Annotated in this window: 23 protein-coding genes and 2 pseudogenes; 13 read left to right on the forward strand and 12 right to left on the reverse strand. The window is 66.7% G+C overall.

What is annotated here, in order from left to right:
- Positions 1-20: 20 nt before the first annotated feature.
- Positions 21-722 carry a pirin family protein gene (locus N5K27_RS16280; protein WP_087837817.1) on the reverse strand — a complete coding sequence of 234 codons (702 nt, stop codon included), beginning with the start codon at positions 720-722 and terminating at the stop codon, positions 21-23.
- 130 nt (positions 723-852) lie between these two features.
- Here N5K27_RS16280 and N5K27_RS16285 point away from each other — a divergent pair, with 130 nt between their 5' ends.
- Together N5K27_RS16285 and N5K27_RS16290 are read left to right on the forward strand one after the other, a co-directional pair.
- The gene (locus tag N5K27_RS16285; protein ID WP_087837818.1) at positions 853-1,773 is read left to right on the forward strand and encodes a LysR family transcriptional regulator; all 921 of its coding nucleotides are present in this window, start codon (positions 853-855) and stop codon (positions 1,771-1,773) included.
- Positions 1,774-1,873: 100 nt separating this feature from the next.
- Positions 1,874-2,770 (forward strand): hypothetical protein, encoded by an 897-nt coding sequence (locus N5K27_RS16290; RefSeq protein ID WP_087837819.1) that lies wholly within the window; start codon positions 1,874-1,876, stop codon positions 2,768-2,770.
- 131 nt (positions 2,771-2,901) lie between these two features.
- Here the strand turns inward: N5K27_RS16290 and N5K27_RS16295 are convergent, their stop codons facing one another.
- Positions 2,902-3,621 (reverse strand): hypothetical protein, encoded by a 720-nt coding sequence (locus N5K27_RS16295; protein ID WP_087837820.1) that lies wholly within the window; start codon positions 3,619-3,621, stop codon positions 2,902-2,904.
- A 184-nt stretch (positions 3,622-3,805) separates the two neighbouring features.
- Here N5K27_RS16295 and N5K27_RS16300 point away from each other — a divergent pair, with 184 nt between their 5' ends.
- A complete protein-coding gene (locus N5K27_RS16300; RefSeq protein WP_087837821.1) occupies positions 3,806-4,111 on the forward strand; it encodes a hypothetical protein in 306 nt (101 codons plus the stop codon).
- A gap of 35 nt (positions 4,112-4,146) precedes the next feature.
- On the opposite strand, the gene N5K27_RS16305 is transcribed toward N5K27_RS16300, so the two are convergent.
- The 7 genes from N5K27_RS16305 to N5K27_RS16335 form a co-directional block, all read right to left on the reverse strand.
- Complete coding sequence (locus N5K27_RS16305) at positions 4,147-4,833, reverse strand: cohesin domain-containing protein (protein ID WP_087837822.1); 687 nt, start codon at positions 4,831-4,833, stop codon at positions 4,147-4,149.
- A 1-nt stretch (position 4,834) separates the two neighbouring features.
- Positions 4,835-7,141: a PKD domain-containing protein gene (locus N5K27_RS16310; protein WP_087837823.1), complete on the reverse strand. Its 2,307-nt coding sequence runs from the start codon at positions 7,139-7,141 to the stop codon at positions 4,835-4,837.
- A gap of 176 nt (positions 7,142-7,317) precedes the next feature.
- Positions 7,318-7,977 carry a heme-binding beta-barrel domain-containing protein gene (locus N5K27_RS16315; RefSeq protein WP_087837824.1) on the reverse strand — a complete coding sequence of 220 codons (660 nt, stop codon included), beginning with the start codon at positions 7,975-7,977 and terminating at the stop codon, positions 7,318-7,320.
- Between the two features lie 30 nt (positions 7,978-8,007).
- Entirely contained in the window at positions 8,008-8,919 is a 912-nt protein-coding gene (locus N5K27_RS16320) for a bestrophin family ion channel (protein WP_087837825.1), read from the reverse strand.
- A gap of 153 nt (positions 8,920-9,072) precedes the next feature.
- Positions 9,073-10,053 carry a tripartite tricarboxylate transporter substrate binding protein gene (locus N5K27_RS16325; RefSeq protein ID WP_087837826.1) on the reverse strand — a complete coding sequence of 327 codons (981 nt, stop codon included), beginning with the start codon at positions 10,051-10,053 and terminating at the stop codon, positions 9,073-9,075.
- A 67-nt stretch (positions 10,054-10,120) separates the two neighbouring features.
- A complete protein-coding gene (locus tag N5K27_RS16330; protein ID WP_087837827.1) occupies positions 10,121-11,260 on the reverse strand; it encodes an acyl-CoA dehydrogenase family protein in 1,140 nt (379 codons plus the stop codon).
- Positions 11,261-11,290: 30 nt separating this feature from the next.
- Positions 11,291-11,737 (reverse strand): MaoC/PaaZ C-terminal domain-containing protein, encoded by a 447-nt coding sequence (locus tag N5K27_RS16335; protein ID WP_087837828.1) that lies wholly within the window; start codon positions 11,735-11,737, stop codon positions 11,291-11,293.
- 466 nt (positions 11,738-12,203) lie between these two features.
- Here N5K27_RS16335 and N5K27_RS16340 point away from each other — a divergent pair, with 466 nt between their 5' ends.
- Genes N5K27_RS16340 through N5K27_RS16355 form a run of 4 tightly spaced genes read left to right on the forward strand, consistent with a single transcriptional unit; the run spans position 12,204 to position 15,857 of the window.
- The gene (locus N5K27_RS16340; protein ID WP_132979878.1) at positions 12,204-12,611 is read left to right on the forward strand and encodes a VOC family protein; all 408 of its coding nucleotides are present in this window, start codon (positions 12,204-12,206) and stop codon (positions 12,609-12,611) included.
- 10 nt (positions 12,612-12,621) lie between these two features.
- Entirely contained in the window at positions 12,622-13,173 is a 552-nt protein-coding gene (locus N5K27_RS16345) for a hypothetical protein (RefSeq protein WP_279817552.1), read from the forward strand.
- Positions 13,174-13,203: 30 nt separating this feature from the next.
- A complete protein-coding gene (locus N5K27_RS16350; protein WP_132979876.1) occupies positions 13,204-14,817 on the forward strand; it encodes a rhodanese-like domain-containing protein in 1,614 nt (537 codons plus the stop codon).
- A gap of 44 nt (positions 14,818-14,861) precedes the next feature.
- Positions 14,862-15,857: a tripartite tricarboxylate transporter substrate binding protein gene (locus N5K27_RS16355; protein ID WP_087837832.1), complete on the forward strand. Its 996-nt coding sequence runs from the start codon at positions 14,862-14,864 to the stop codon at positions 15,855-15,857.
- Between the two features lie 24 nt (positions 15,858-15,881).
- Here N5K27_RS16355 and N5K27_RS16360 read toward each other — a convergent pair whose 3' ends face one another.
- Positions 15,882-16,625 carry an IclR family transcriptional regulator gene (locus N5K27_RS16360; protein WP_087837833.1) on the reverse strand — a complete coding sequence of 248 codons (744 nt, stop codon included), beginning with the start codon at positions 16,623-16,625 and terminating at the stop codon, positions 15,882-15,884.
- Positions 16,626-16,667: 42 nt separating this feature from the next.
- A complete protein-coding gene (locus tag N5K27_RS16365; RefSeq protein ID WP_132979873.1) occupies positions 16,668-17,591 on the reverse strand; it encodes a LysR family transcriptional regulator in 924 nt (307 codons plus the stop codon).
- A gap of 101 nt (positions 17,592-17,692) precedes the next feature.
- Here N5K27_RS16365 and N5K27_RS16370 point away from each other — a divergent pair, with 101 nt between their 5' ends.
- From N5K27_RS16370 to N5K27_RS16385, 4 genes are read left to right on the forward strand one after another with little or no spacing between them, the layout of a single operon-like run.
- Entirely contained in the window at positions 17,693-18,673 is a 981-nt protein-coding gene (locus N5K27_RS16370; RefSeq protein ID WP_165963172.1) for a tripartite tricarboxylate transporter substrate binding protein, read from the forward strand.
- Between the two features lie 2 nt (positions 18,674-18,675).
- Positions 18,676-19,461: an SDR family oxidoreductase gene (locus N5K27_RS16375; RefSeq protein WP_087837836.1), complete on the forward strand. Its 786-nt coding sequence runs from the start codon at positions 18,676-18,678 to the stop codon at positions 19,459-19,461.
- 16 nt (positions 19,462-19,477) lie between these two features.
- Positions 19,478-20,155, forward strand: coding sequence for an RraA family protein (locus N5K27_RS16380; protein ID WP_132979871.1), 678 nt, complete (start codon positions 19,478-19,480; stop codon positions 20,153-20,155).
- Positions 20,142-21,344, forward strand: a complete 1,203-nt coding sequence (locus tag N5K27_RS16385) for a mandelate racemase/muconate lactonizing enzyme family protein (RefSeq protein WP_087837837.1) — start codon at positions 20,142-20,144, stop codon at positions 21,342-21,344. The genes N5K27_RS16380 and N5K27_RS16385 overlap by 14 nt, the downstream gene beginning before the upstream one ends.
- A 15-nt stretch (positions 21,345-21,359) precedes the next feature.
- Here the strand turns inward: N5K27_RS16385 and N5K27_RS16390 are convergent.
- Positions 21,360-21,569, reverse strand: a pseudogene (locus tag N5K27_RS16390) (alpha/beta fold hydrolase); the annotation flags it as partial.
- Between the two features lie 5 nt (positions 21,570-21,574).
- On the opposite strand from N5K27_RS16390, the pseudogene N5K27_RS16395 reads away from it, so the two are divergent.
- Together N5K27_RS16395 and N5K27_RS16400 are read left to right on the forward strand one after the other, a co-directional pair.
- Positions 21,575-22,115: pseudogene (locus tag N5K27_RS16395) on the forward strand (HipA domain-containing protein); the annotation flags it as partial.
- The gene (locus tag N5K27_RS16400; RefSeq protein WP_279817569.1) at positions 22,115-22,252 is read left to right on the forward strand and encodes a hypothetical protein; all 138 of its coding nucleotides are present in this window, start codon (positions 22,115-22,117) and stop codon (positions 22,250-22,252) included. The pseudogene N5K27_RS16395 and the gene N5K27_RS16400, both read left to right, overlap by 1 nt.
- Positions 22,253-22,284: the final 32 nt, after the last annotated feature.

A 22,284-nucleotide genomic window follows, 5' to 3' on the forward strand; every position in this document is an offset into this window, starting at 1 on the left:
GGAAACGATCAGGAAATGTGTCAGCCGGCCACGTCCACGAGGACGAGTTCGGTATCTTCGATGGCGGTCAGGCGTATCACGTCCTCGTCCCGGATCGCGGCGCCGTCCCGCGCCCGCAACTCCACGCCGTTGACGTCCACGCGGCCCGTGGCCGGCACCAGGTAGCCGTAGCGGCCGGCTCCCAAGCGGTACTCCGCGGTCTCGCCCGCCTTCAGCGTGGCGCCGGAAACCCGCGCATCGGCACGAATGGGCAGGGCATCCTCGTCCCCCTGCATACCGCTGGCCAGGGCGACGAACTGACCCGAACGGTCGCCCTTGGGAAACGGCTTGGCACCCCAAGACGGCTGGCCGCCACGGCTGTCCGGAAAGATCCAGATCTGGAAGATGCGGGTCACGCCGGGCTCCAGGTTGTATTCCGAGTGCCGGATGCCCGAGCCCGCGCTCATGACCTGGACGTCGCCCGCCTCGGTACGGCCGCGGCTGCCCAGGCTGTCCTGGTGGGTGATGGCGCCTTCCCGGACATAGGTGATGATTTCCATGTCGGCATGCGGATGCGGCGGGAAGCCGGTGCCCGGGGCGATGGTGTCATCGTTCCAGACGCGCAGCGCGCCCCAGTTCATGCGGGCCGGGTCGGCATAGCCGGCGAACGAGAAGTGGTGCTTGGCATCGAGCCATCCGTGGTTGGCACCACCCAGGCTCTCGTAGGGACGACGTTCGATCATGATGTTCTCCGCTTTCGTTGCTTCGATGAAGAGAACTATAGAAACTTGCCGACATGATTGAAATAGAATTAATTGAAAACCATACTTTCCATTTTTTAGGTCAACATATCCACACGCCGGAAACGCATCCATGAGCCGACTCCCCGACCTGGAAGCCTGGGCCATCTTCGCCAAGGTGGCCGAAACCGGTTCGTTCGCCCGGGCCGCGGCCGAACTGTCGCTGTCGCAGGCCACCGTCTCCAAGGCCGTCTCGCGCCTGGAAGGGCGGATGAAGACCGTGCTGTTCCATCGCACCTCGCGTCGCATCTCGCTGACGGAAAGCGGACTGGCCGCCCTGGAACGCGCCTCGCGCATTCTGGAAGAAGGCGAGGCCGTCGAATCCGAAGTGACCGAGCAGTCCAGCAGCCCGCGCGGACCGATACGGATGACGGCCCCCATGTCCTTCGGCATCTCGCACGTGGCGCCGGTGCTGCCGGCGTTCATGGCGCGCTATCCCGAGGTCACCCTGGACGTGCACTTCAGCGACGAACAGGTCGACCTGATCGAGAAGCGCTTCGACCTGGCGCTGCGCATCTCCACGCTGGCCGACTCCAGCCTGCTGGTGCGCCGGCTGTGCACCGTGCGCATCCTGCTGGTCGGCTCCCCCGCCTACTTCGAGCAGCACGGCCGGCCCCGGCACCCGCGCGAACTCGCCGGGCACCGCGCCCTGCAGTACGCCTACGCGCGCGGCGGATCGAGCTGGCGCTTCCGCCATGCCCGTCATGGCGAATTCACCCAGGCCATGCCCACGCCGCTGCGGGTGAACAATGCCGAGGCGCTGGCGCCCGCCTTGCGCGCGGGCGCCGGCCTGGCCCTGCAGCCGGAATTCCTGGCCTGGCAGGACCTGCAGTCGGGCGCGCTGGAAACGGCCATGGACGACTGGCAGGTGGACCCCATCGCGCTGCACCTGGTCACGCCGCCCGGACGCGGCAGGCCGGCACGCGTGCAGGCGCTGATGGAGTACCTGACGGCGCACTTCGTCGGCGAACCGTGGGCACGGGCCATCGACTGACCCGGCCCGCCGCGTCATCGGCCCAGGCGGCCGACACATGCCTGACACACGCGCCGACGATCATTCCCGCGGGCGCGAGGTCCATACAAAGGAGAAAACCATGGCATGGCTGAAGATCGCGGCGCTGGGCGCGGCGTGGGCGGTGGTCGGAGCGGCGCAGGCCGACGTCCCGACATCGCGGGAATACAAGGTGTTGCTCAAGCCCGCATTGTTCGCGGACCACCCCAAGAACGCATCCAACGCGTACCTGGCCGACCTGAAGGCCGCGCTGGCCTCCGCCGGCTTCGACCGCAGCATCGACGGCAGCTTCGCCAAGGACAAGGAGCGCACCGTGCGCTTCTACGACTCGCCGGGCAGCTGCCAGCTGCGTGCGCAGTCCTATTCCTTCCGCGAACGCGTCAGCGACAAGCGCGAATCCACGCTGAAGTTCCGCTCGACCTCCCAGTCCGCGGCCGCGGGCGTCACCATCACCGGCAGCGAATCCGGCGCCGACTCCAAGTTCGAGATGGACAAGACCGCCTCGGCCACGGCCTATTCCCGCTCGACCAAGCAGAACTTCTCGAGCGGCAAGAACCTGAACAAGATGAAGGACGTCACCGACCTCTACCCCGTCGCGACCGGCCTGGACATCGTGCGGGACGACCCGCTCGTCGTCGTGGGTGGCCTGTCGATCTGGGAAAAGACCTACGACGGCCCGGACAGCGACCTCGGCCAGCAAGGGGCCGATTTCACCGTCTCGCTCTGGTACCTCAACGAGAGCGACACCACGCCCGTCGTGGCCGAAGCCTCGTTCACGGTCGAGGCCAGCGGCGGCGACTTCACCAACAAGGTCACCCAGCGCTCCGAGCTCATCTTCAACACCATGACCCAGATGAGTTCCTGGACGGCGCCCACCGCCATTCCGAAGACGAACTGGGTCTATCAGTACAACCCGTCGTTCTGCTCGAGCGGCCAGGGCGCGGAAATCGAAGCGTCGGCCACGGCGCAGCCGTTCTGATTGCCGGCGCCCCGGCACGAACCGGGGCGTCCGAGCTCGCGCGCAACGATGTACCGGCCGCGGCGGCTCCGGCTGCGGCAAGCTCGGCCGGCCAGCCCGAGGGGAGACGCTGACCGGCCACGGATCGGCGCTCAGCGCCCGCGCGGACAGGTCATCGACGCCCGGTTGTCGCCGTTGAACACCAGGTCCAGTTGCGGCACGCCGGTCTGCTTCACCGCATAGCGTCCGCTCGCGTTGGACAGCGGCCCGGTGAAGCTGACGCGTCCGTCCTTCAACTGATAACTGCCGCCCTTGGCACCCACCGCGTACTGGCCGCTCTTCTGCACCACGACGTCGGTATACGCGTAGTTCAGCTGACCGGCATCGAAGGTGTAGCAGGTGTACTTGCCGGGGGCGATGTCGGCGGCCTGCGCGGGAGGAGGCGCGCTCTGCGCCGGGGCCTGGACCGGGGCGGGCCGCCAGCCACGGCGCATGTCGTCCAGCGACTTGACGATGACCGGCGCCTGCTTGTCCAGCGTATCGAGCGTCGCCGCCGGGCAGGCCCCCTGGGAAAAACCTTTCTGGTTCGCGATGCCGGCGATGCGGGCCGATTCGTCGCGCATCGCCTGTTCGTAAGCGCGCCGCAGTTTGTCACGCTGCGACGAGGACAGGCCGGCCGCCCCTATCAATCCGTCCAGTGCCCGGACGACCGGGCCCGCATCCCGCTTGCAGAAGTCCAACGCCGCCTGGACCTGCGCGGTCTGCGTATTGGCGCTTTCGAGCATGCCCAATGGGTCGGGATCCGCCGCCAGGCTGGCTCCGGCCATGGCCAGGCCACAGACTAGCGGGATGATGCGAGGAAAAACGTTCACGGGAAGTCTCCGCAGTTCTTGTTGGCATATGGCCGGCAAGTCCGTGCATCGATCTTCCATGCTCCCCCGCACGGTCGGACTCCGGCCGCGGGCAAGCGTACCATCACCGTGCCGGGAACCGAAGCGCGCAACCGCCAGGGACTGGTAGACTCCCTCATCCTCCGGTCTTCCCAGGAGCCGTTCCATGCGCCAGGCCATCTTCGGCGGGGTGCTCGTCCTCATCGTGCTTGCCGCCTGGGCCAGGCAGCAAGGCTGGATCGCGCTGCCCGACAGTCTCATGCAGGCCCTCCTGCTATGCCTGCCGCTGGCGTTTCTTCCTCTGTACCTGCAAGGGCTGCGCGAGGGGGAACTCGTCATTCCGCCGCGCACCATCCGGCGCCGGGAAACGCCCCTGCTGTTCTGGTTCGTGGCTGTGTTCCAGGCCGTCCTCGTGCTGACACTGCTGGCGTACCTGGCCGTCCAGTTGCTGGACAGCCTGGCGGCTGGATGAGCCGGCGGGATGCCGGCTCGGACCTTCCTTCTGTCCTACTCTCGCGGCACCGTGGCGGCCGGTATCCGGACCTCCACAGGCTGGGCCTGCCCCGACCCATTCGGGACCTGCAGCGTCACCGTACCGCCGGCCGGCCGCATCCGCCGCGCCCGCTCCACCAGATCGGGACTCGATGACTTCTGGGCCAGCCCAGCCAACCGGGGCATCGGCGAGGCCACCGCTTCGACGAAGGTCACTTCGCCGTCGTAGCTCTTGAGGCCCGGTGGAATGGCCGTCGCATCCGGCATCAGGATCTCGGTCGCCTTGGCCGTGAGCGTGGTCGTGGCCCGCGCCGGGCCCAGCACCTTGAAGCGGATGTTGCCCAGCGGCACGGTTCCGATGGGCTGCGTGAGCGACGTGCCGTTGACCATCACGATGTGCAGGACGTTGCCGTCCTTGCGCCATTGAACCGCCGGCGTGACGCGGCCGGCCGCGACGGGATCGATGGCCAGGATCTCCAGCGCCGCCGGATCGTAGGTAACCGTGGCATGGGCCGCCCCTACCGCGTGGGTGCCGGAGAACACGGCCACTTGTATGGCGCCTTCGGCGCCGGTCACGGCCGTCACCGAAGGATCGACGAAGAAGGCATCGCCGACGAACTGGGCATGCGCGGTGCCACTCATGGCTGCCGCCAGCGGCAGACCGGCCAACAGGGACCGGAGGATGAACGAACGAATACGCATGTCATTGCACCTCGATGATGAATCGCTTGGTCACGCCCGGGGTCAGGTCGCTGCCGGACAGGGAATCCCCGCCCACCACCCTCGCATTACTGCTGAAGGTGATGAAATAGGTGCCGACTCCGTCCGGCGCGGCCAGGCCGCGCATCAGCACTTCGGTCTGCCCCCCCGGGATCGGCACCGAAGCGGAAACGCTGCGCACCGGCGCACTGCTGGTCAGTACCGTCTGGCCGGCGACGATGACCTCGAAGATGTCGTCCAGCGCTGAACCGTTGTCTCCCATGGTGATCAGGACGTCCGACGTGCTGCACCCGACGATCTCGGTCGCCTTGCCCAATCCGTCGCACATCGGCCACGACGCCTCCAGCGTGGCCGTGCTGACCGACGTGGGCGACGCGCTCGGGCAGTTGTAGTTCGCCGTCCCGTCCGAGTTGAAGCTGTAGCTGCCCTTGTCCGCGCTCAACGGCATCAGGACGCGATTCGCCGGCATCGTGGCCCGGCCCGCCGGCACCACCGCGCAGCGGTTGGTCACGAAACTCTCGATTGCGCCCATTACGCCGGCGGCGTCCAGCGCATTGCCGGCGGCATCGGCCAGGCCATCCAGCAGCTTCACGTAGAGATCCTCCGCATATTTCGCGAAGAAATCCGCCAGCGTGCGAGCCGCCGTATTGCTGCGCAGGATGCCCGCGACCACGCGCTTGCCGATGATCTGCTTGACCAGGTACCCCGCCCCCTGGCTGGCACCCATGCCGCACAGATGCTGCAGTCCGATGAAAGCCACTTCCGGCTTGACCAGCGCCGACTCGCCCGGCTTCAGGCTGAGCGGACTCACGGTCAGGTACAGCTTGGGATCGATGGGCTTGACGATCTCGCCCAAGGTGGACGCCACCGACAGCGTCGCGCTGATCGGCACGCAGAACTTCACGAACGCCGCCACGGCGCCGATCTCGATGGCGGGACCGTCGGCGGGGATCACCGCGCCCGCGATGAAGATGGTGGCGGTGACCGCGCTGCAAGCCGCGCTGGCGATCGACGAGGCCTCGCCCAGCATGTCGGCGGTCTTCTTCAGCCGGCAAAGCTCGGGCAGCACGAAGTCGCAGATCTGGTCCGGCGAGATGGCGGCCGCCATGGGGCCGGCCGCGGCGTTCGCGGACACCTTGCCCAGCACCTCCTGGCTCTGGGCCTGGAACTCGCGCATGCCGTTGGCCAGCAGCGCTTTCTGGAACACCTTGGCCAGCGTGTCGCCATTGGGCCCGGCCAGCACGCGCTCGAGCTCCAGCCTGGCGTTGCCGAAGGCGCTGCGGCCGGCGGCCGCGACCTTGCGCAGCTGCTCGGCGTCCTGCGCGCTCAGGCCGCTCGGCTCGGCCACGATGGCATCGTGCTGCGCCTGCATCAGGCGATCGATCCGATCGAAGAAAGCGCGAACGTCCTGGGCCGCAGGCACCGCCGGCTGGAGCGGCGCCAGCAAGTCCAGCGCCAGGGTCTCGCTGGCCGCGCCGTTGACCGACACGACGACCTGCGCCTGCGCGTTGCGTGCCAGGCCGGCCGGAACGAGGAACGACGCGTAGCCCGGCAGCATGCGGAATACCTGGGGCGAGGCGACGCCGTCCACCTTGATGGCCACCTGGGCTTCCGGATCCAACAGCGCCGGCGACACCATCGCCACCACGGCTCCCGGATAGGCCTGGGGATTCAGCAGGGCCGACGGCAGTTCCTGGCCGGCGGCGGCCGCCTGCATGGCCAGCGCGACATCGGCGTCGTCGACCTTGCCGTCCAGATTGATGTCGGCACGCGCGACCTGGATCTCGTCCAGCGTGTTCAGGCCCCCGACGTACTGGCCCAGGCGCATGGCGTCGACCAGGCCGGGCTTCGCATTGCCGGCGATGTTGCCGATCTTCGAGGGAATGCCGAATTCGGCATACGGCGAGTTACCGGCATCCATCACCACGACTGCGGCGCTGGCCTCGGCCACGGACTGACCGCCCGAGATGGCCTGCACGGTGGCCGTTACCGGGCCCGCCTTGCCGAAGGACGCCGAGACGCGCTGCCCCGTGGCTCGCTGTCCATCGCTGAACGTCCAGCGGTATTGGTCGATCTTCGTGCCGTCCGTCACGGCGGCGACACTGAAGCCTACCGGCTTGCCCACCGACACATTGCTGCGATCGGCTTGAACTTCGATCACGGCCTTGCTGCTTGATGCCGGAGGCGGCTCCTCGCCGCCCGGCTTGGCGCCGTCGCCGCCGCAGGCGGCCAGCGTCAGCACGATACTACCCGCCAGCGTCCACCATAGACGGCGAACGCCGGTGCTCATCGATCCCTTCATAGGATCCCCCCGGTATGTGTTGCGGTTTGTTTTCGGTGTTCTGGCAATACCCCTGCCATCGCACGTAAAAGTACCCGCTTTCTCGTAACTCTTTGAATTTAGATGCTACAAGAGGTAGCAAGCGCTAACACGCATGAATGAAGTAGGATCGAGGAGACTTTCTCTCACGCGCCCCCGGCCAGCCCTCGCTTGGCAGCCGCCTGCGCCGTGGGATTCGGCGTGGGCTCGCCGATCTTGCGCAGCGTGTTCCGGTCGGTATGGTGGAACGGCTCCGCCTGGCCGGGGATGACCAGTATCGTGTCCTGCTCGTAGGACCAGGTGCCGTCGTCGTTGATCGTGACCGTGATGGTGTAGCTCTCGGTCTTGAATGCGTATTCCAGGAACGGATTCGACACGATCCCGTTCGTCAGCGAACCCCGCACGGCATGGAGCGTGAAGCGCCGCGCGTCGGGTGAGGCCTGGCCCACCGCCATCGCCGTCTGCCCTCGCGGGATCGACAGCGTCTGCATCACCGCCCCCGTCGCGGGCTCCCACAGCCAATAGCCCACCTGGTCGTGGAAAGTTTCGACGTCATCCGGCTTGACGATGCGGGTGTGATAGCGCAACCCGTAGAACAATTGCGGACCGTTGGTCTGCGCATCGATGGGCTGGAGCTCCATGTGCTCGATGAACGCCTGCTTCTCGGGGCCGTCCGCCTTGGGGTTGATGTCCAGCCCGCGCGCGCCCGTCCAGATGCCGGCCATGCCGGTCAGCGGCCCGAGGTTGGCCAGCGTGTGAACATCCGGTTCCGGCTCGGTATAGATGTCCTTGGGATAGTTTTCCATGGTGGGTCCAGGGGGTGGGGATGAAAGATATCAGCTCAGCACGATGGTGTCCGACCGGTCGGCTTCGGGCGGCAGCTTCTCGCCCAGCATCTCGCGCAGGGTCGATTCGATCATGCCGGACATCGCGTCCAGGGCGAGGTCGTTCGGCTCCAGGCCGAAAGGCTCTTCGATCTCGGCCGCCAGGGCTTCCAACGCGAAGAACGTATAGGCGATGAAGGCCACGATCACCGGCGTCATGGCGCCGATGGCATCGATCAGGCCGAACGGCAGCAGCAGGCAATACAGATAGATGGTGCGATGGATCAGCACCGCGTAGGTGAAAGGGATGGGCGTCGACGCGATCCGCTCGCAGCCGCCCAGCGCCTCGCTCAGCTTGCGCAGCGACGCTTCCATCGGTGGCACGAGCACGGGGTCCAGGGAGCCGTCGCGGCGCCGTTCACCCACCCAGCGTCCGGCCTGTAGCAACAGCATGGCGGGCTTGTAGCGAGCCTGGCCGATGAAGGCCGCGCCCTCGTCGCCCAGCAGGCGCCGCAAATCGCCGCCGGCATCGCTGTTCCGCAATTGATGACGCAAGGCGTGCACAAAGGCCGCCAGGCACATGGCGAACTCGCGCGCCTTGTCCGGCGCGTCGGCCAGGGTCAGGGCCTGCCGGACCAGCGAGCGCGTCTCGTTCAGCAGCGTGCCCCACAGGCTGCGGGCCTCCCAATAACGCGCGTAGCTGGTGCTGTTGCGAAAGCCGAGAAAAATGGCCAGCGTCAACCCGATCAGCGAGAACGGCACGAAATTGAGCTGCACCTTCCATTCGAAGACCTGGCCGTGCAGCACGGTGACCAGGACGGCGAACAGCGTCGCCGCTGCCAGTTGCGGCAGGATGCCGGGCAGCACCGAGCCGCGCACGATGAACAGCATGCGCAGCCAGTGCGGGCGGGGCCGGATGATCATGCGTGCTCGCCGTCGAAGATCAACAGAACAGAATGGGCGGATTATACGTAGGTCGGAAGACCCGCCCGTACATGGGCCGTCCCCAGGCGCCCGTTGCCGTGTCGATCTGCCGCTCTTGCTACCCCCGCAGCTGGCGGCCGGTCCCCCTCCCCGTCACTGCTGCTCGATGCCCGCCGCCTTGACGAGCTTCGTCCATCGGGCGATTTCGACTTTCTGGAACTCCGCCAGCTCCTGGCGGGTTCCCGCAATCGGCTTCCATGCGTTGTCGCCGAAGTACCGGGCGGCCTCCTGCGATCGCATGATGGGAACGATGAGCGCGTTGAGCTTGTCGGCGACGTCGTCCGGGGTACCCTTGGGCGCGAACACCGCCAGCCAGCCGCTGGCCTCGTAGCCGGGAACGCCCTGCTCGGCTATCGTCGGAATGTCCTCATAGCCGGGCATGCGCGTGGGCGTGGACACGCCCAGGGCCTTGAGCTTGCCCGCGCGCACGTGCGGCATCACCGCCGGCGCGTCGCCGAACACGATGTCGATCTGCCCCCCCATCACGTCCGTGACGGCCAACGGCAGCGTCTTGTACGGCACATGCAGGATGTCGATGCCGGCAAGCTCCTTGAGCACTTCGCCGCCGGCCCTGGACGAGGAATTGCCGGAGCCGAACGTCAGCTTGCCGGGATTCTTCCGGGCCGCGGCGATCAGCTCCTGCACGTTCTGGTAAGGCGCGCCGGGCGCGACCGTCAGTACCACGCCACCCACGATCATCGCGGTGATGGGCACGAAATCCGCCACGGGGTCGTACGGAAGCTTCTTGAAGAGCGCGAGGTTCGCGGCATGCGTCGTATTCGTCCCGACGACGATGGTGTATCCGTCCGCGGGCTGGCGCAGGACGTGTTGCAAGGCGATGAATCCGCTGGCGCCGGGCTTGTTGTCGACGATCACCGGCTGCTTGGTGATCTCGGTGATGTGCTTGCCGAGGAAGCGGGCAGCCAGGTCCGTCGTCGTGCCGGCGCCGAACGGCACGACGATGGTGATGGGCTTGCTGGGGAAGTTCCCGGCCTGGGCCTGCGCCTGCGGCGAGGCGGCCAGGGCCAGCGGCCCCGCCAGCACGAGCGCCTGCAATTTCTGGATCGTTCTCATGTCGTGTCTCCTTTGGTGTCCGTCCGTGCACGTCCGGCGGGTGACCGCCCGGACCGCATCCCGGCAGTCACATGCGCATCGCCTTGGCGATGATGCTGCGCTGGATCTGGGAAGTTCCCCCGCCTATGGTCGATTGCATGCCCTCGCGGAAATAGCGCTCCATGTCGGACTCGGGCAGCATGCTGTGTCCGCCCAGGATCTGCATGCCCTGGCGCGTCACCGTCTGCAGGGTCTCGGACGCCATCAGCTTGGCCATGCTGACTTCCCGCGAGCAAGGCAAGCCCCGCGAGGCCATGTCGGCGGCGCGATACACCATCAGGCGCGACGCGTCGACCGCGGTCTGCATGTCGGCCAGCATGTGGCGGATCACCTGGAAGTCGTATATCGGCTGGTCGAACTGGATGCGCTCGTGCGCATAACGCAGGGCATCGCTGACGGCCTGCTGCGCGTTGCCGACGTAGGCGGCCGACACGGCTATCCGCTCGAGCTCCAGATGATCGGTGATGATGCGCCAGCCGTCCCCCGGCTCGCCCAACATGTTGGCATCGGGCACCCATGCGTCGTCCACGAATATCTCGGTGGTACCGGTGGCGCGGCGCGCCATCGTCGGCAGGCGCCGGATATCCAGCCCCTTCGTGTCGTTGGGCACCAGCAGCACCGACAGGCCCTTGTGCTTCTTCGCTTCCTTGTCTGTGCGCACCAGCATCGCGATCACCACGTTCCTTGCCGCCGCGCCGGAACACCACAGCTTCTGGCCCCGGATCACCCAGCCCTGGTCGCGCGGCTCGGCCCGCGTGCGCGTCGACGCCGCGTCGGAGCCGGCCTGGGGCTCGGAGATCGAGATCGAGAAACGCAGGTCTCCCCGCATGAACGCGGGAAGATAGCGCTCTTTCTGCTCCGGGGTGCCGAACTTGACGATGTTCATGCCGGTGAACGTCGCGACCATGAAAGCCGTCGCGAAGTCGAAGCCATAGCGCGCCAGTCCCTCGCACATCAATGCGTAGTCGAAGATCGTGCCGCCGTCGCCGCCCTGCTCCTCGGGTATCAGCAGGCGCAGCCAGCCCAGCTTGGCCACTTTTTCATAGGCTTCGTAGGGATAGGCGCGGTCAATGTCGCACTTGCGCACATACTCGCGGCCGATCTCCTGCTCCATCACGCGCGCGACGGTGTCGCGCCACAAGACCTGCTCTTCGTTCAGGAAATCCATGTCGTTCTCTCGATGGAAAGATGGCAATGATCATTGGGCCGGCAGGCGCTGGCGCCGCACGAGCAGGCTGAACTCGCAACTCAGCACGGTTTCGTCGCGCTGGTTGACCGCGACGAGCTTCGTCGTCGCGATGCCGTGCCTCTCGCCTTTGTCGCGCAGGTTGATGATTTCGCTCTCGGCATGCAGGGTGTCGCCGATGAACGTAGGCTTGAGGAAACGCAGCTTGTCCACGCCGTAGAAGGCTTCGACGACGCTCGAATCGAAACCGAGCAACGCATTCACGACCACGAACACCAGGCCGCCCTGTACGACGCGCTGGCCGTAAAGAGATCGCTTGGAAAACTCCGCGTCCGCATGGATGGCCAGCCAGTTGCCGGTCAGGCCGCAGAAATTGACGACGTCCGTCTCGGTCATGGTGCGGCCGCCGGAGCGGCGGCGCTGGCCCAGGGACAGTTCGTCGAAAGGCTGGGTAATCATCGAATCCGGGCCTCCATTCGAGCGGATGGCCGAATTCTAGATTCTTATTTCGTTTTTAAAAGTCTAATTTCATTTTAATTATTTGATCGGCAGGTGAAAAAGCGTCCGGAGCAAGCCAATTCCGGCCAGACATGAGGCGTGTCATCGATACCAAACCATTGATATTTCTGGGAAATTCTCCGGAGCATCTCGCTTCCGCCGCGTCGAATCCCGCTTCGCGAGCGACACGCTAGGACTTTCCCTAGGTCATGGGCATGACGATGTCCCTGTCCGTGAACCCGCGCCGATGGACGCCCCCTTGTATCGCCGCCCCGGACGCGCCCGGGCACTTCTTCATGAGTTTTTCGCGCTTGACCCTGGTCTAAGCAGACAATTAATATTTTAGAACAGTCGGTCCAATATTTGGAATTTACGCGATGCCGGGCCGGCGGGCGCACTCGGTACACATGACAAGGACCACCCCACCATGACTCAACCCCTGCTTGGCAAGCTCCGCCACATCTCCCTTTCGGTGAAGGACATCGAAGAAACCGCACGCTTCTACGAACAGGCATTCGGCATGTTCCGCGTGCGCCAGTCCAACGTCGCCGTCATGATGTCCGACGGCGTGGTCAGCCTGGCCATCATCAGCTCGACCAAGAATCCCAACGCGGAAGAACGCGAGGGCCTTCATCACATGGGCTTCCTGATCGACGAGATCGAAAACGCCGCGGACCGGGTACTGGGCGCCGGCGCCCAGTACCACGGCCAGATCAACGGCGTGGGCAAGGGCCCGGCCACCGAGCGCAAGTACCGCGACCCGAACGGCATCGTGTTCGACATCGTCACGCGCGAGCACGCCGAACGCGTGTGGTGCCTGCCGCAGATCGTGTAAGGAGAACCCCATGCCGAATCATCCGTACACGCTCGAGCAATTCTGCGAGAACACCCGTGCCACGCTGCGCCAGGATCCCGGCCGCGCCGGCCAGGAGCGCGTCTGCGCCGATTTCGAACGGCTGCTGCAATCGCCGGCATTCGTCGACAAGTACTGCGCGCCGGAGCTCGAACGCAAGCTGTACCGCGTCCATACCGACCCCGAACTCGGTTTCGAGGTCCTGGTCCACCTGAACAAGGCGGCGCGTAAGTCCCCGCCCCACGACCATGGCGAATCCTGGGCGATCTATGGCCAGGTCACCCGGTGGGTGGATATCACCAACTACCGGCGCGTCGACGACGGCCGGCAGTCCGGCCGCGCCGACCTGACGCCGACCGAGTCCTTCCGGCTGGAACCCGGGCAGGCCCGGCTGTTCCCGCAAGGCGCCATCCACGCGATCGACTACCCCGACCAGGCCGTGTTCGCGCGCGTCACCGGACGCGACCTGGACGCCTTCCATCGCGACATGTTCGATCTCGAGACGGGAACGGTCACCCGCATGACTCCGCAGCGGGCGAGCTGACGTGGCGCCCCGCACCATGGAACAACCGACATGAACATGCCAGGACAGGAACGGATCGTGACCCCCGCCGAATTGCGGGCGCGCCTGCGGCGCGACGGGGAACTCGCCCTGGTCGACGTTCGCGAAGAACTTCCCTTCTCCCGCGGACACCTGCTGCAAGCGCGCTGCATCGCGCTGTCCCGGCTGGAGGTGCTGATGCCGCAGCGCATACCCCGCCGATCGACGCCCATCGTGCTGTGCGCCGACGCGGCGCTGAACCAACGGGCGCGCGGGCGGCTGGCCAGCCTCGGCTATACGGACGTCTCCGCCCTGGAAGGCGGGATCGAGGGCTGGGCCCGGGCCAGCCTGCCGGTCTTCAGCGGCGTCAACGTACCCAGCAAGGCCTTCGGCGAATTCGTCGAGCATGCCTATCGCACGCCCTCGATAGACGCGAAGGAACTGCAGCGCCTGCTCGACGCCCGTGCCAACGTGAAGGTATTCGACTCGCGTCCCTATGACGACTACACCGCCGAGACCATCCCCACATCCACCAGCGCGCCGGGCGCGGAACTGGCATTCCGCGTTCCCGCAGCCATCGTGAACGACGACACGCTGGTGGTAGTCAACTGCGCCGGCCGCACCCGCAGCATCCTGGGGGCGCAATCCATCATCAACGCCGGCCTGCCGCAACGCGTCGTTGCCTTGCGCAACGGCACCATGGGATGGCGCCTGGCGGGGCTGGCGGTGGAAACCGGCGCGGAACGCCGCCTGGCCGCGCCCTCGCCTCAAGCCGCGCAGGCCTCGCGCATGGCCGCGCAGCGCTTTGCCGACGCCGCCGGCGTACGCGAGGCCGACCTGCCCATGCTCCACCAATGGCTGGACGAGCGCGAGGCGCGCACGCTCTATGCGCTGGACGTACGCACGCCCGATGAAGCCGCGCGGGATCCGCTGCCCGGCACGCTGTCCGCCCCCGGCGGTCAACTGGTACAGGCAACCGATCTCTATGTCGGCACCCTGCAATCGCGCATTGTCCTGCTCGATCCGGAGCACACGCGGGCGCTGATGACGGGAGCCTGGCTGCGGTGCATGGGATGGCGCGACGTCTACGTGGCACCGCCGCACCGGGTCCGCGACATGGCCGCCCTGCTCGCGACGCGGCCGGCTCCGCTGCCGACGCCGGCCAGCCCGGGATTGGACGCCGCCGAGGCCCAGGCCTACATGCAGGCCATGGACGTGACGGTGCTGGACCTGTCCTGGAGCCGCCACTACAAGCGGCGCCACGTGCCGGGCGCCGTGTTCGCCTCGCGCAGCCACCTGGATACGGCCCTGAATGCCCATGCCGGCAGCGCGGGCTACCTGCTGACCTGCGAGGACGGCCGCGTCTCGGGTTTCGCCCTGGCCGAGGCACAGGCCCTTACCAGAAAGCCTGTCCACTACCTGGCGGGCGGGATCGCGGCCTGGTCCGCGGCCGGCCTGCCGTTGACCAGCGACGAACAACACTGGTCGGTGGAACCCGAAGACGTCTGGCTGCGCCCCTTCGAAAGGTCGACCCAGACCCGCCAAGCCATGGACGAATACCTGTCGTGGGAAGTCGACCTGCTGGAACAGGCCCGCCTGGACGGCAGCCTGAACTTCCAGGCCTATGCGCCGCAGCGGCCCACCTGAGGCCGCGCGCCGTTCGCAAACGATAAGAAAACCGGAGACATCTCATGACACAGCAAAGACTCGGCAAGCCCGTCCTTGGCCTCGCGGCGCTCGCACTGTCCTGCGCCGGCGGCCTGCCCACCACCCTGGCCGCGGACGCCACGTGGAAACCGGCCAAGCCCATCAAACTCATCGTCGCCTACCCCGCGGGCGGTCCGGTCGACCAGATGGCGCGCGCCTTCTCGAACGAAATGGCGAACGAACTCGGCCAGCCCGTCATCGTCGACAACCGCGGCGGCGCCAGCGGCTCGCTGGGCGCCAACTTCGTCCGCCGGGCGGAGCCCGACGGCTACACCATCAGCCTGATCATGGACGCCCACACCATCGTGCCCAGTCTGATGAAGGATGCCGGCTATCGCCCGCTGGAAGACTTCACCCCCATCGGCCTGGTCACGCGCGCGCCCATGGCCATCGGCGTCAACGCGCAGCGGCCCTACCAGACCTTCCGCGACGTCGCCGAAGCCGCCAGGGCCAAGCCCCGAAGCGCCAGCTATGGCGTCTCGCAGGGTACGCTGGGCAGCCTGGTCATGCTCCAGCTCCAGCGCCTGGGCAATTTCGAACTGCTCAACGTGCCCTACAAAGGCGCCGCGCCCGCGCTGCAGGATGCGCTGGGCGGACAGATAGACATGGTGGTCGGCTTTCCCAGCAAGGTCATGCCCTACATCCAGAGCAAACAGATGCGCGTACTGGCCGTCACCTCGAAAGAACGCTCGAAAGACCTTCCCGACATTCCCACACTGGGCGAGCAAGGCTTCGGCGAGATCGACTGGTCGGGCTGGATGGGACTGGCGGGGCCCGCCGGCATGCCGCCGGCCATCGTCCAGCGCTACAGCAGCGTCTTGAAGAAGGTACTGTCGGAACCCGCCGTGATCGAACGCTTCAATGCCGCGGGCATGCCGGTGGACTTCAGCGATCCGCCCACCTTCGCGAAATTCATGGCGTCCGAAACCGCCTACTGGAACAAGGTCATCGTGGATGGCAAGCTCGCCGCGTCCAACTGACCCGGAAAGAAAAGGCTTTCCCGTTCAGCCGGAAAAGCCCAGCGTCGCCGATATCGCCCGCGCGTGCTCCTGCAGCAACGCGATGATCCGCTTGGGCGGCGCCTTGGCCAACCGCACGGCCAGGCCCGTCACCCCTATCGCCGCCACGCACTCGCCCCCGGCATCGCGAATCGGCACGGAAATACCCATCACCCCCTCGGCCCACTCTTCGTTGTTGACCGCGTAGCCGTCGCGCCGGACCTTCGCCATGATCTTCTCCAGCTCGGCCCGCGTGGTCGGCGTGTTGGGACCGAAGCGGGGATACGGCTCGGCCAGCGAATCCAGCACGGATCCGGACGAAAACGCCAGCAACACCTTGCCCGAAGCCGTCGCATGCATGGGCGCCTGCCCACCCGTCTTCGCATTCACCCGGATGCGATGCGTACCCTCGACCACGTCCAGATACACGATGCTGTCCCGGTCCAGGGCGGCCAGATACGAGGTCTCGCCCAACTCGTCGCGCAGGGCCACCAGGGCCGGCCGGGCCAGCGATGCCACGTTGTAGCGTTCCCGCACGCTGTTACCCAGAGTCCAGGTCTTGAGCGTGGGCATGTAGCTCGCATCCGGTGCCTGGCAGACATAGCCCAGGTGCATCAGCGTGTTGAGCAGGCGGTGGACGTTGCTTTTCTGAAGCCCGGTCTCGCGGGTCAGCTCGGACAGGCTCACCGGCCCGTCGTGCTGGCACAGGCGCTCGAACACCTGGAAGGCTTTGATGACTGTCTTATCCATTCGCGGTCTAGATTTTCGTGGGTACCGGCCTTGCGCGGCTGATCATAGCAAAGACACTCCGCTCGACCGCCGGCAGTGCGACAGGAAGTTGGCCACGGCGGCCGATGCTCCGCTACGCGGATGGACGACGTCGATACGCGTTTCCAGCAGCCGGCTGTTCCCCGCGATCGGCACCCGGACCACGCCGCGATGCCCGCTCGCCGCCGCCGACCCCGGAATCAGCGCGACGCCCAGGCGTCCGGCGACCAGCGCCATGATCGTGTAGATGTGCGCCGCCTCCTGGACGATGTTGGGCTGGAAGCCCGCTTCGATGCAGGCCCCGACGATCCGTTGATGGAAAGCGGGGACCCGGTCGGCGGAATAGGAGACGAACCGCTCGCGCGCCAGCGCCGATAACGGAATCGAACGCCGCGACGCGAGGGGATGGTCATCGGGCAGCACGGCGCACAGCCGGTCGACCAGGACGGTTTCGCCGTCCACCCCCGCGGCCAGCTCCACCGGCGGACTCAGCAGGCCGACGTCGGCGCGGCCGCTCGATACCAGGCCGGCCACGTCCACCGACACCCCCTCGACCAGGCGCAACCGGACGTCCGGATACTCCTCGGAAAAGCGGCCCAGCACCTCGGGCAGGAAACTCACCATCGCCGAGGTGATGAAGGCGACCCGTACCTCGCCCAGTTCGCCGCGGGCCGTCGCCTGGGTCAACTCGACGGACCGCCGCGCCTGGGCCAGCAGCAACGTTGCCTCCTTGAGCAGGACCGCTCCCGCCTCCGTCAAGCTGATCCCGACGGGAGAACGCTCGAACAACCGCACGTCCAGCTGGGCCTCCAGCTTGTGCATCGCCACGCTCAGAGGCGGCTGCGACATGTGGAGCATGTCGGCGGCACGCCGGAAGCTTCCGGACTCCGCCACCGCCACGAACTGGCGTAGCACCCGCAGATCGGGCAAGGCCGAGGGTATATCCATCGTGTATCACCATGCAGCTCAAAGATATTGGACGCATTACCCCCGGCATCTTACAGTCAACCCCACGTCACCGCCGTGCAACGAACCCGCCTGGAGAATTCATGGGCTCCCGATCTCTGCCCCCGGCATGGGGCCTGCTCTTGCTGAGCGCCCTTCCCTGCGCCGCCTCCGCGCAGACCTATCCCGACCGGCCCATCCGCCTGGTCGTCGCCACGCCTCCCGGCTCGACGCCGGACATCGGCGCGCGCCTGCTGGGACATTTCCTGGCGGAAGACCTCAAGCAGCCCGTGGTGGTCGAGAACAAACCCGGCGTGAACGGCATCCTGGCCGCGCGGGAAGTACTCAAGGCGCAGGCCGACGGCTACACCTTCCTGATCGCCCCGCAAAGCACCATGTCGGTCAGCCCGCACGTCTATCCCAGGCAGGCCGGCGCGTTTCCGACGTCGTTCGTCGCGGTGGGCCAGATCTATAGAACCGACTTCAGCCTGATCGTCAGCAACGCCTCGGGCCTGCGTTCGGTCAGCGACGTCATCGCCGCGGCCAGAAAGGCGCCCGGCAAGCTGACGGCGGCCTACGCCGCTCCCGGCAGCGCCTCCCATGTGTCGGCCGAACGCTTCAAGCAAGCCGCCGGCGTCGACATCTATACGGTCTCCTTCAACGGCAGCCCCGCCGCCGCACTGGCGGTAGCCTCCGGCGACGCGGACATGCTGTTCGAAACCATTCCATCCACCGAGTCGGTGGTTGCCACGGGCAGGGCGCGCCGAATCGCCATGACGGGACCCGCCAGGTTCGAACTCGCGCCGAACGTCCCCACGGTGGCCGAGTCCGGCCTTCCTGGATTCGTGGTGACGACCTGGGCCGGCCTCTTCGCCGCCAGGGACCTGCCCGCGGACAGGCTGGACCGGATCGCCGCGGCGGTGGCCAAGGCGCTGAAGAACCCCGAACTGGTGCGGAAGATCGCCGCCGCCGGCTTTTTGCCCGGCGAGGCATCGCCCGTGGAGTTCCAGAAATTGTGGATGGCCGAATCGGCCATGTGGAAAAAGACGGTGGATCACGCACCGGCATTGCAATTGGAGCGTTGAGCATGGATCTTGGAATCGCGGACAAAGTCGCTTTGGTCCTGGGTGGCGGAGGCGGCCTGGGAGGCGCCATCGCGCAGGCCTTGAGCCGCGAAGGCTGCCGCGTGGCGGTGGCCGATCTCAATCTGGAGGCGGCGCAGGCGGTGGCATCCGGCATCGCCGAACGAGGTGGAGAAGCCGTCGCGCTGCAATGGGATCTCGGCCGGCTCGACCAGCACGACGAGAAGCTCGCGAGGCTGGAATCGGCCCTCGGTCCCGTCGACATCCTGGTCAACAACTCCGGAGGGCCGAAGCCCTCCTCGACCCTGGAGGTTCCCGACGACGACTGGCGCCGCCATTTCGACGCCATGGTGCTGGCGCTGATGTCGCTGTCCCGGCGCATCGTGCCGGGCATGCGCGAACGCGGATGGGGCCGGGTCATTACCTCCACGTCGTCGGGCGTGGTCGCTCCCATCGCCAATCTGGCCGTCTCGAACGCGCTGCGCCTGAGCCTGGTCGGCTGGTCCAAGTCGCTGGCCAACGAAGTCGCTCGCGACGGCGTGACGGTCAACGTAACCGTCCCCGGACGCATCGCCACTTCTCGCGTGGCCGCCCTCGACCAGGCCCGGGCCGCCGCCTCGGGCCTCTCGACGGACCAGGTGTCGGCGGCCAGCCTCGCCAGCATCCCCGCCGGCCGCTATGGCGACCCTGGCGAATACGCGGACGCGGTCGCCTTCCTGGCCAGCGCGCGGGCCAGCTACATCACCGGCAGCGTCCTGCGCGTGGACGGCGGCCTGATTCCCAGCATCTAGACCAAGGAGCAGATTCATGACCATGATGAAAGAGCAACGCCGCACCCTGCGCGAGCGCTATGCCAAGGTCGACACGGCCAACGTGGCGGACGTGCTCGACGAACTGGGCCTGTTCGATCAGGGCCTGGCGCCGGAATTCCGCCAACTGAGCGGCACCGGCAAGCTGGCCGGCTGGGCCTTCACCATCCGCGGCCAGATGGTGCCCGGCCCCCAGGGGGGCGACGCGCAGAAAATGCGGGCGTGCCAGGAAATCTCGGACGACGAGGTCAGCGTCTGGAGCGGAGACGGCCGCGGCATCTGCTATTTCGGCGAACTCATCGCCATAGGCATGAAGGAACGCGGCTGCGTCGGCGCCCTGATCGACGGCGGCATCCGGGACCTGCACTGGCTCAACGCCATGCAATTCCCCATCTTCGCCACCTACCGCACGCCGGTCCAGTCCATCGGCCGCTGGCGCGTCACAGGCTGGCAGGAGAAGGTCTACCTGGCCGGGGCCACGGGCAACCTGGTCGCCGTGTCCCCCGGCGACTTCATCCTGGCCGATGCCGACGGCGCCATCGTCATCCCCGCGGCCCACGCCGAGAAGGTGCTGGTCGAGGCCGAGCGCCTGACCGAACAGGAGGCCCGCATCCGGCAGGAACTCGCCAACGGCCTGTCGCTGTCCGCCGCCCTGGAGAAGTATGGACACGTCTAGCGCGGACGAGGGCCGCATCCTGCCGGCGGACCGGCAAGCGCCCTTCGCGTTCCGGGTAAAGAAGATCTCCGCCTACGCCTGCCTCGCCCCCACGCCCGCCGTCGTCTCGTCTTTCGGCGCTCGCCGGGAGCGAGGCGCCCTGCTGGTCGCGCTCGAAGACGAGACCGGCCACGTCGGGTGGGGAGAAATCTGGTGCGGGATGCCGGCGGCCGGCGCCCTGCACCGCCTCGCGCTGCTGCGCGAATTCGTCGCCCCCTTTCTGGCGGGGCAGCTCGTGCGCGACATTCCGGCCTGCGTGCGGACACTGGCGACGCGGCTGGCACCCGTGGAAATCCTGGCGGGCGAACGCGGTCCCGTCTCGCAAGTCCTGGCCGGACTGGACAGCGCGCTCTGGGACTTGCGCGCAAGGGTGGCAGGCCTTCCGCTCCATGCGCTGCTGGGGACCGGCAGCCCCACCCTGCGCTGCTACGCCAGCGGCATCGCGCCCGACGCCTCCGAGGCGGTCCTGGACCGCCTGAGGTCCCAGGGGCACCGCGCCTTCAAGTTCAAGGCGGGTTTCGACGATGCCCGTACCCTGCCCCTGCTGGCGGACCAGCGTTGCCGGCTCATGCCGTCCGAGCGCATGATGATCGACGCGAACTGCGGCTGGACCCCGCGGTCCGCCCTTGCCGCCGTGCGCGAACTCCGGGAGGTCGAACTGGAATGGATAGAAGAGCCAATCCGGCCAGACTGCGCCGACGACGACTGGATGCGGCTGCGCGAGGTTGCCGCGACAGCGCTGGCGGGCGGCGAGAACCTGTTCAGCGCAGCGGAGTTCTCGCGCGCGTCCGCCTGGCTCGGCGTGGTCCAGCCCGACGTGGCGAAGTGGGGCGGCGTCTCGCAGGCATTACGCCTCGGGCGGGAGGTGGAACGCCGCGGCGGCCTGTTCTGCCCCCATTCGTTCGGGACCCACATCGCCGCGATGACATCCGCCCACGTATTGGCCGCCGTGGGCGGACGGGGCTACCTGGAACTCGATGTGAACGACAACCCCTTGCGAGCCAGCGCCAGCTACGCGGGCTGGATCGCCCGGGGATCGATCACGCTGCCGGACGCGCCCGGCATAGGCGTCGGCCTGGACGTCGCCGGCATTTCCGCCCATGTCCGGGACAGCTTCAGCATCGCGGCAGCGGGTGTAGCGTTCACCTGAAGCGGTATCGGCCGATCAGGCCGCCTGCACCCGTTGCAGGAACCCCCGTATCAGCGCGACCACTTCGTCCAGATGCGTTTCCAGCAACCAATGGCCGCCGTCCAGCAGGTGGAGTTCGGCATCCGGCAAGTCGCGCAGATAGGCACGGGCGGAGGCTTCAGGCATGTAGTGGTCCTGCGGCCCCCAGACAATCAATGTGGGCGGCTGGTGGTCCGCCAGGTATTGCCGGGCGCCGAACCGATCCCAAATTGGCTGCATTGACGGAGTTGGACTATCTATTGGCGGTCGATGACTTCAGTCGCATCGGCGCGCTGCGCCTGCACGGCCCGGACGGGGCCTGGCATCGAACAGTGCCCGAAGGCCGACGCACTACCCCACCGTTGATCGAGCTCGAACACATCTATCAAGCCAGCCGCGCTGTCGAGCGCGGGCAGGAGACGGCCGAAGACTTGCGATCGTGACGGCGCCGATGGCCGTATTCCATACCAGTCAGCCGCATCGTTGTTGCAGGCTTCGCGTGAGGAAGATCGCAGCTACACGGAAATCGCGGATGCCATCCGTTCCCACGGTCATGAACCTGCCCGGGATTTGCGCCAGCTATGGCGTCGCCTTGTATTCAACTTGTTGATTACGAACGTAGACGACCACTTGCAGAACCATGGTTTCCTTCATGTAGCGCATGGACTGTGGCGTCTTGCGCCCGCCTTCGACGTCAACCCTTTTCCGGACAAGGAACGGGAATCCAAGACCTGGCTGTCTGAAACAGATGGATGCTACGGCTGCGCTGCTGGGGCATTGAAAATCGAGATTCCTATGTCCTCGGTGCCGCATTGCAGGACGATCCGATCCGCATCGACGTGCCCCGTGATCGGAAGGGCAGTGACGGCCTGAAAGACTGGAGCGGGTGAAGGGAACAGCACCCGGTCGCTAACTCGTTTAT

Origin of the sequence: Pigmentiphaga sp. GD03639 (assembly GCF_029845405.1) — a bacterium.
Lineage (GTDB): Bacteria > Pseudomonadota > Gammaproteobacteria > Burkholderiales > Burkholderiaceae_B > Pigmentiphaga > Pigmentiphaga daeguensis.

Bases quoted from the DNA above. Each gene is read 5' to 3' on its own strand.
- N5K27_RS16380 (WP_132979871.1), top strand. From the start codon at position 19,478: ATGACCATGATGAAAGAGCAACGCCGCACCCTGCGCGAGCGCTATGCC.
- N5K27_RS16330 (WP_087837827.1), bottom strand. From the start codon at position 11,260: ATGGATTTCCTGAACGAAGAGCAGGTCTTGTGGCGCGACACCGTCGCG.
- N5K27_RS16350 (WP_132979876.1), top strand. From the start codon at position 13,204: ATGAACATGCCAGGACAGGAACGGATCGTGACCCCCGCCGAATTGCGG.
- N5K27_RS16370 (WP_165963172.1), top strand. From the start codon at position 17,693: ATGGGCTCCCGATCTCTGCCCCCGGCATGGGGCCTGCTCTTGCTGAGC.
- N5K27_RS16345 (WP_279817552.1), top strand. From the start codon at position 12,622: ATGCCGAATCATCCGTACACGCTCGAGCAATTCTGCGAGAACACCCGT.
- N5K27_RS16400 (WP_279817569.1), top strand. From the start codon at position 22,115: ATGCTACGGCTGCGCTGCTGGGGCATTGAAAATCGAGATTCCTATGTC.
- N5K27_RS16285 (WP_087837818.1), top strand. From the start codon at position 853: ATGAGCCGACTCCCCGACCTGGAAGCCTGGGCCATCTTCGCCAAGGTG.
- N5K27_RS16325 (WP_087837826.1), bottom strand. From the start codon at position 10,053: ATGAGAACGATCCAGAAATTGCAGGCGCTCGTGCTGGCGGGGCCGCTG.
- N5K27_RS16385 (WP_087837837.1), top strand. From the start codon at position 20,142: ATGGACACGTCTAGCGCGGACGAGGGCCGCATCCTGCCGGCGGACCGG.
- N5K27_RS16315 (WP_087837824.1), bottom strand. From the start codon at position 7,977: ATGGAAAACTATCCCAAGGACATCTATACCGAGCCGGAACCGGATGTT.
- N5K27_RS16335 (WP_087837828.1), bottom strand. From the start codon at position 11,737: ATGATTACCCAGCCTTTCGACGAACTGTCCCTGGGCCAGCGCCGCCGC.
- N5K27_RS16290 (WP_087837819.1), top strand. From the start codon at position 1,874: ATGGCATGGCTGAAGATCGCGGCGCTGGGCGCGGCGTGGGCGGTGGTC.
- N5K27_RS16375 (WP_087837836.1), top strand. From the start codon at position 18,676: ATGGATCTTGGAATCGCGGACAAAGTCGCTTTGGTCCTGGGTGGCGGA.
- N5K27_RS16300 (WP_087837821.1), top strand. From the start codon at position 3,806: ATGCGCCAGGCCATCTTCGGCGGGGTGCTCGTCCTCATCGTGCTTGCC.
- N5K27_RS16320 (WP_087837825.1), bottom strand. From the start codon at position 8,919: ATGATCATCCGGCCCCGCCCGCACTGGCTGCGCATGCTGTTCATCGTG.
- N5K27_RS16360 (WP_087837833.1), bottom strand. From the start codon at position 16,625: ATGGATAAGACAGTCATCAAAGCCTTCCAGGTGTTCGAGCGCCTGTGC.
- N5K27_RS16365 (WP_132979873.1), bottom strand. From the start codon at position 17,591: ATGGATATACCCTCGGCCTTGCCCGATCTGCGGGTGCTACGCCAGTTC.
- N5K27_RS16280 (WP_087837817.1), bottom strand. From the start codon at position 722: ATGATCGAACGTCGTCCCTACGAGAGCCTGGGTGGTGCCAACCACGGA.
- N5K27_RS16355 (WP_087837832.1), top strand. From the start codon at position 14,862: ATGACACAGCAAAGACTCGGCAAGCCCGTCCTTGGCCTCGCGGCGCTC.
- N5K27_RS16310 (WP_087837823.1), bottom strand. From the start codon at position 7,141: ATGAGCACCGGCGTTCGCCGTCTATGGTGGACGCTGGCGGGTAGTATC.
- N5K27_RS16340 (WP_132979878.1), top strand. From the start codon at position 12,204: ATGACTCAACCCCTGCTTGGCAAGCTCCGCCACATCTCCCTTTCGGTG.
- N5K27_RS16305 (WP_087837822.1), bottom strand. From the start codon at position 4,833: ATGCGTATTCGTTCGTTCATCCTCCGGTCCCTGTTGGCCGGTCTGCCG.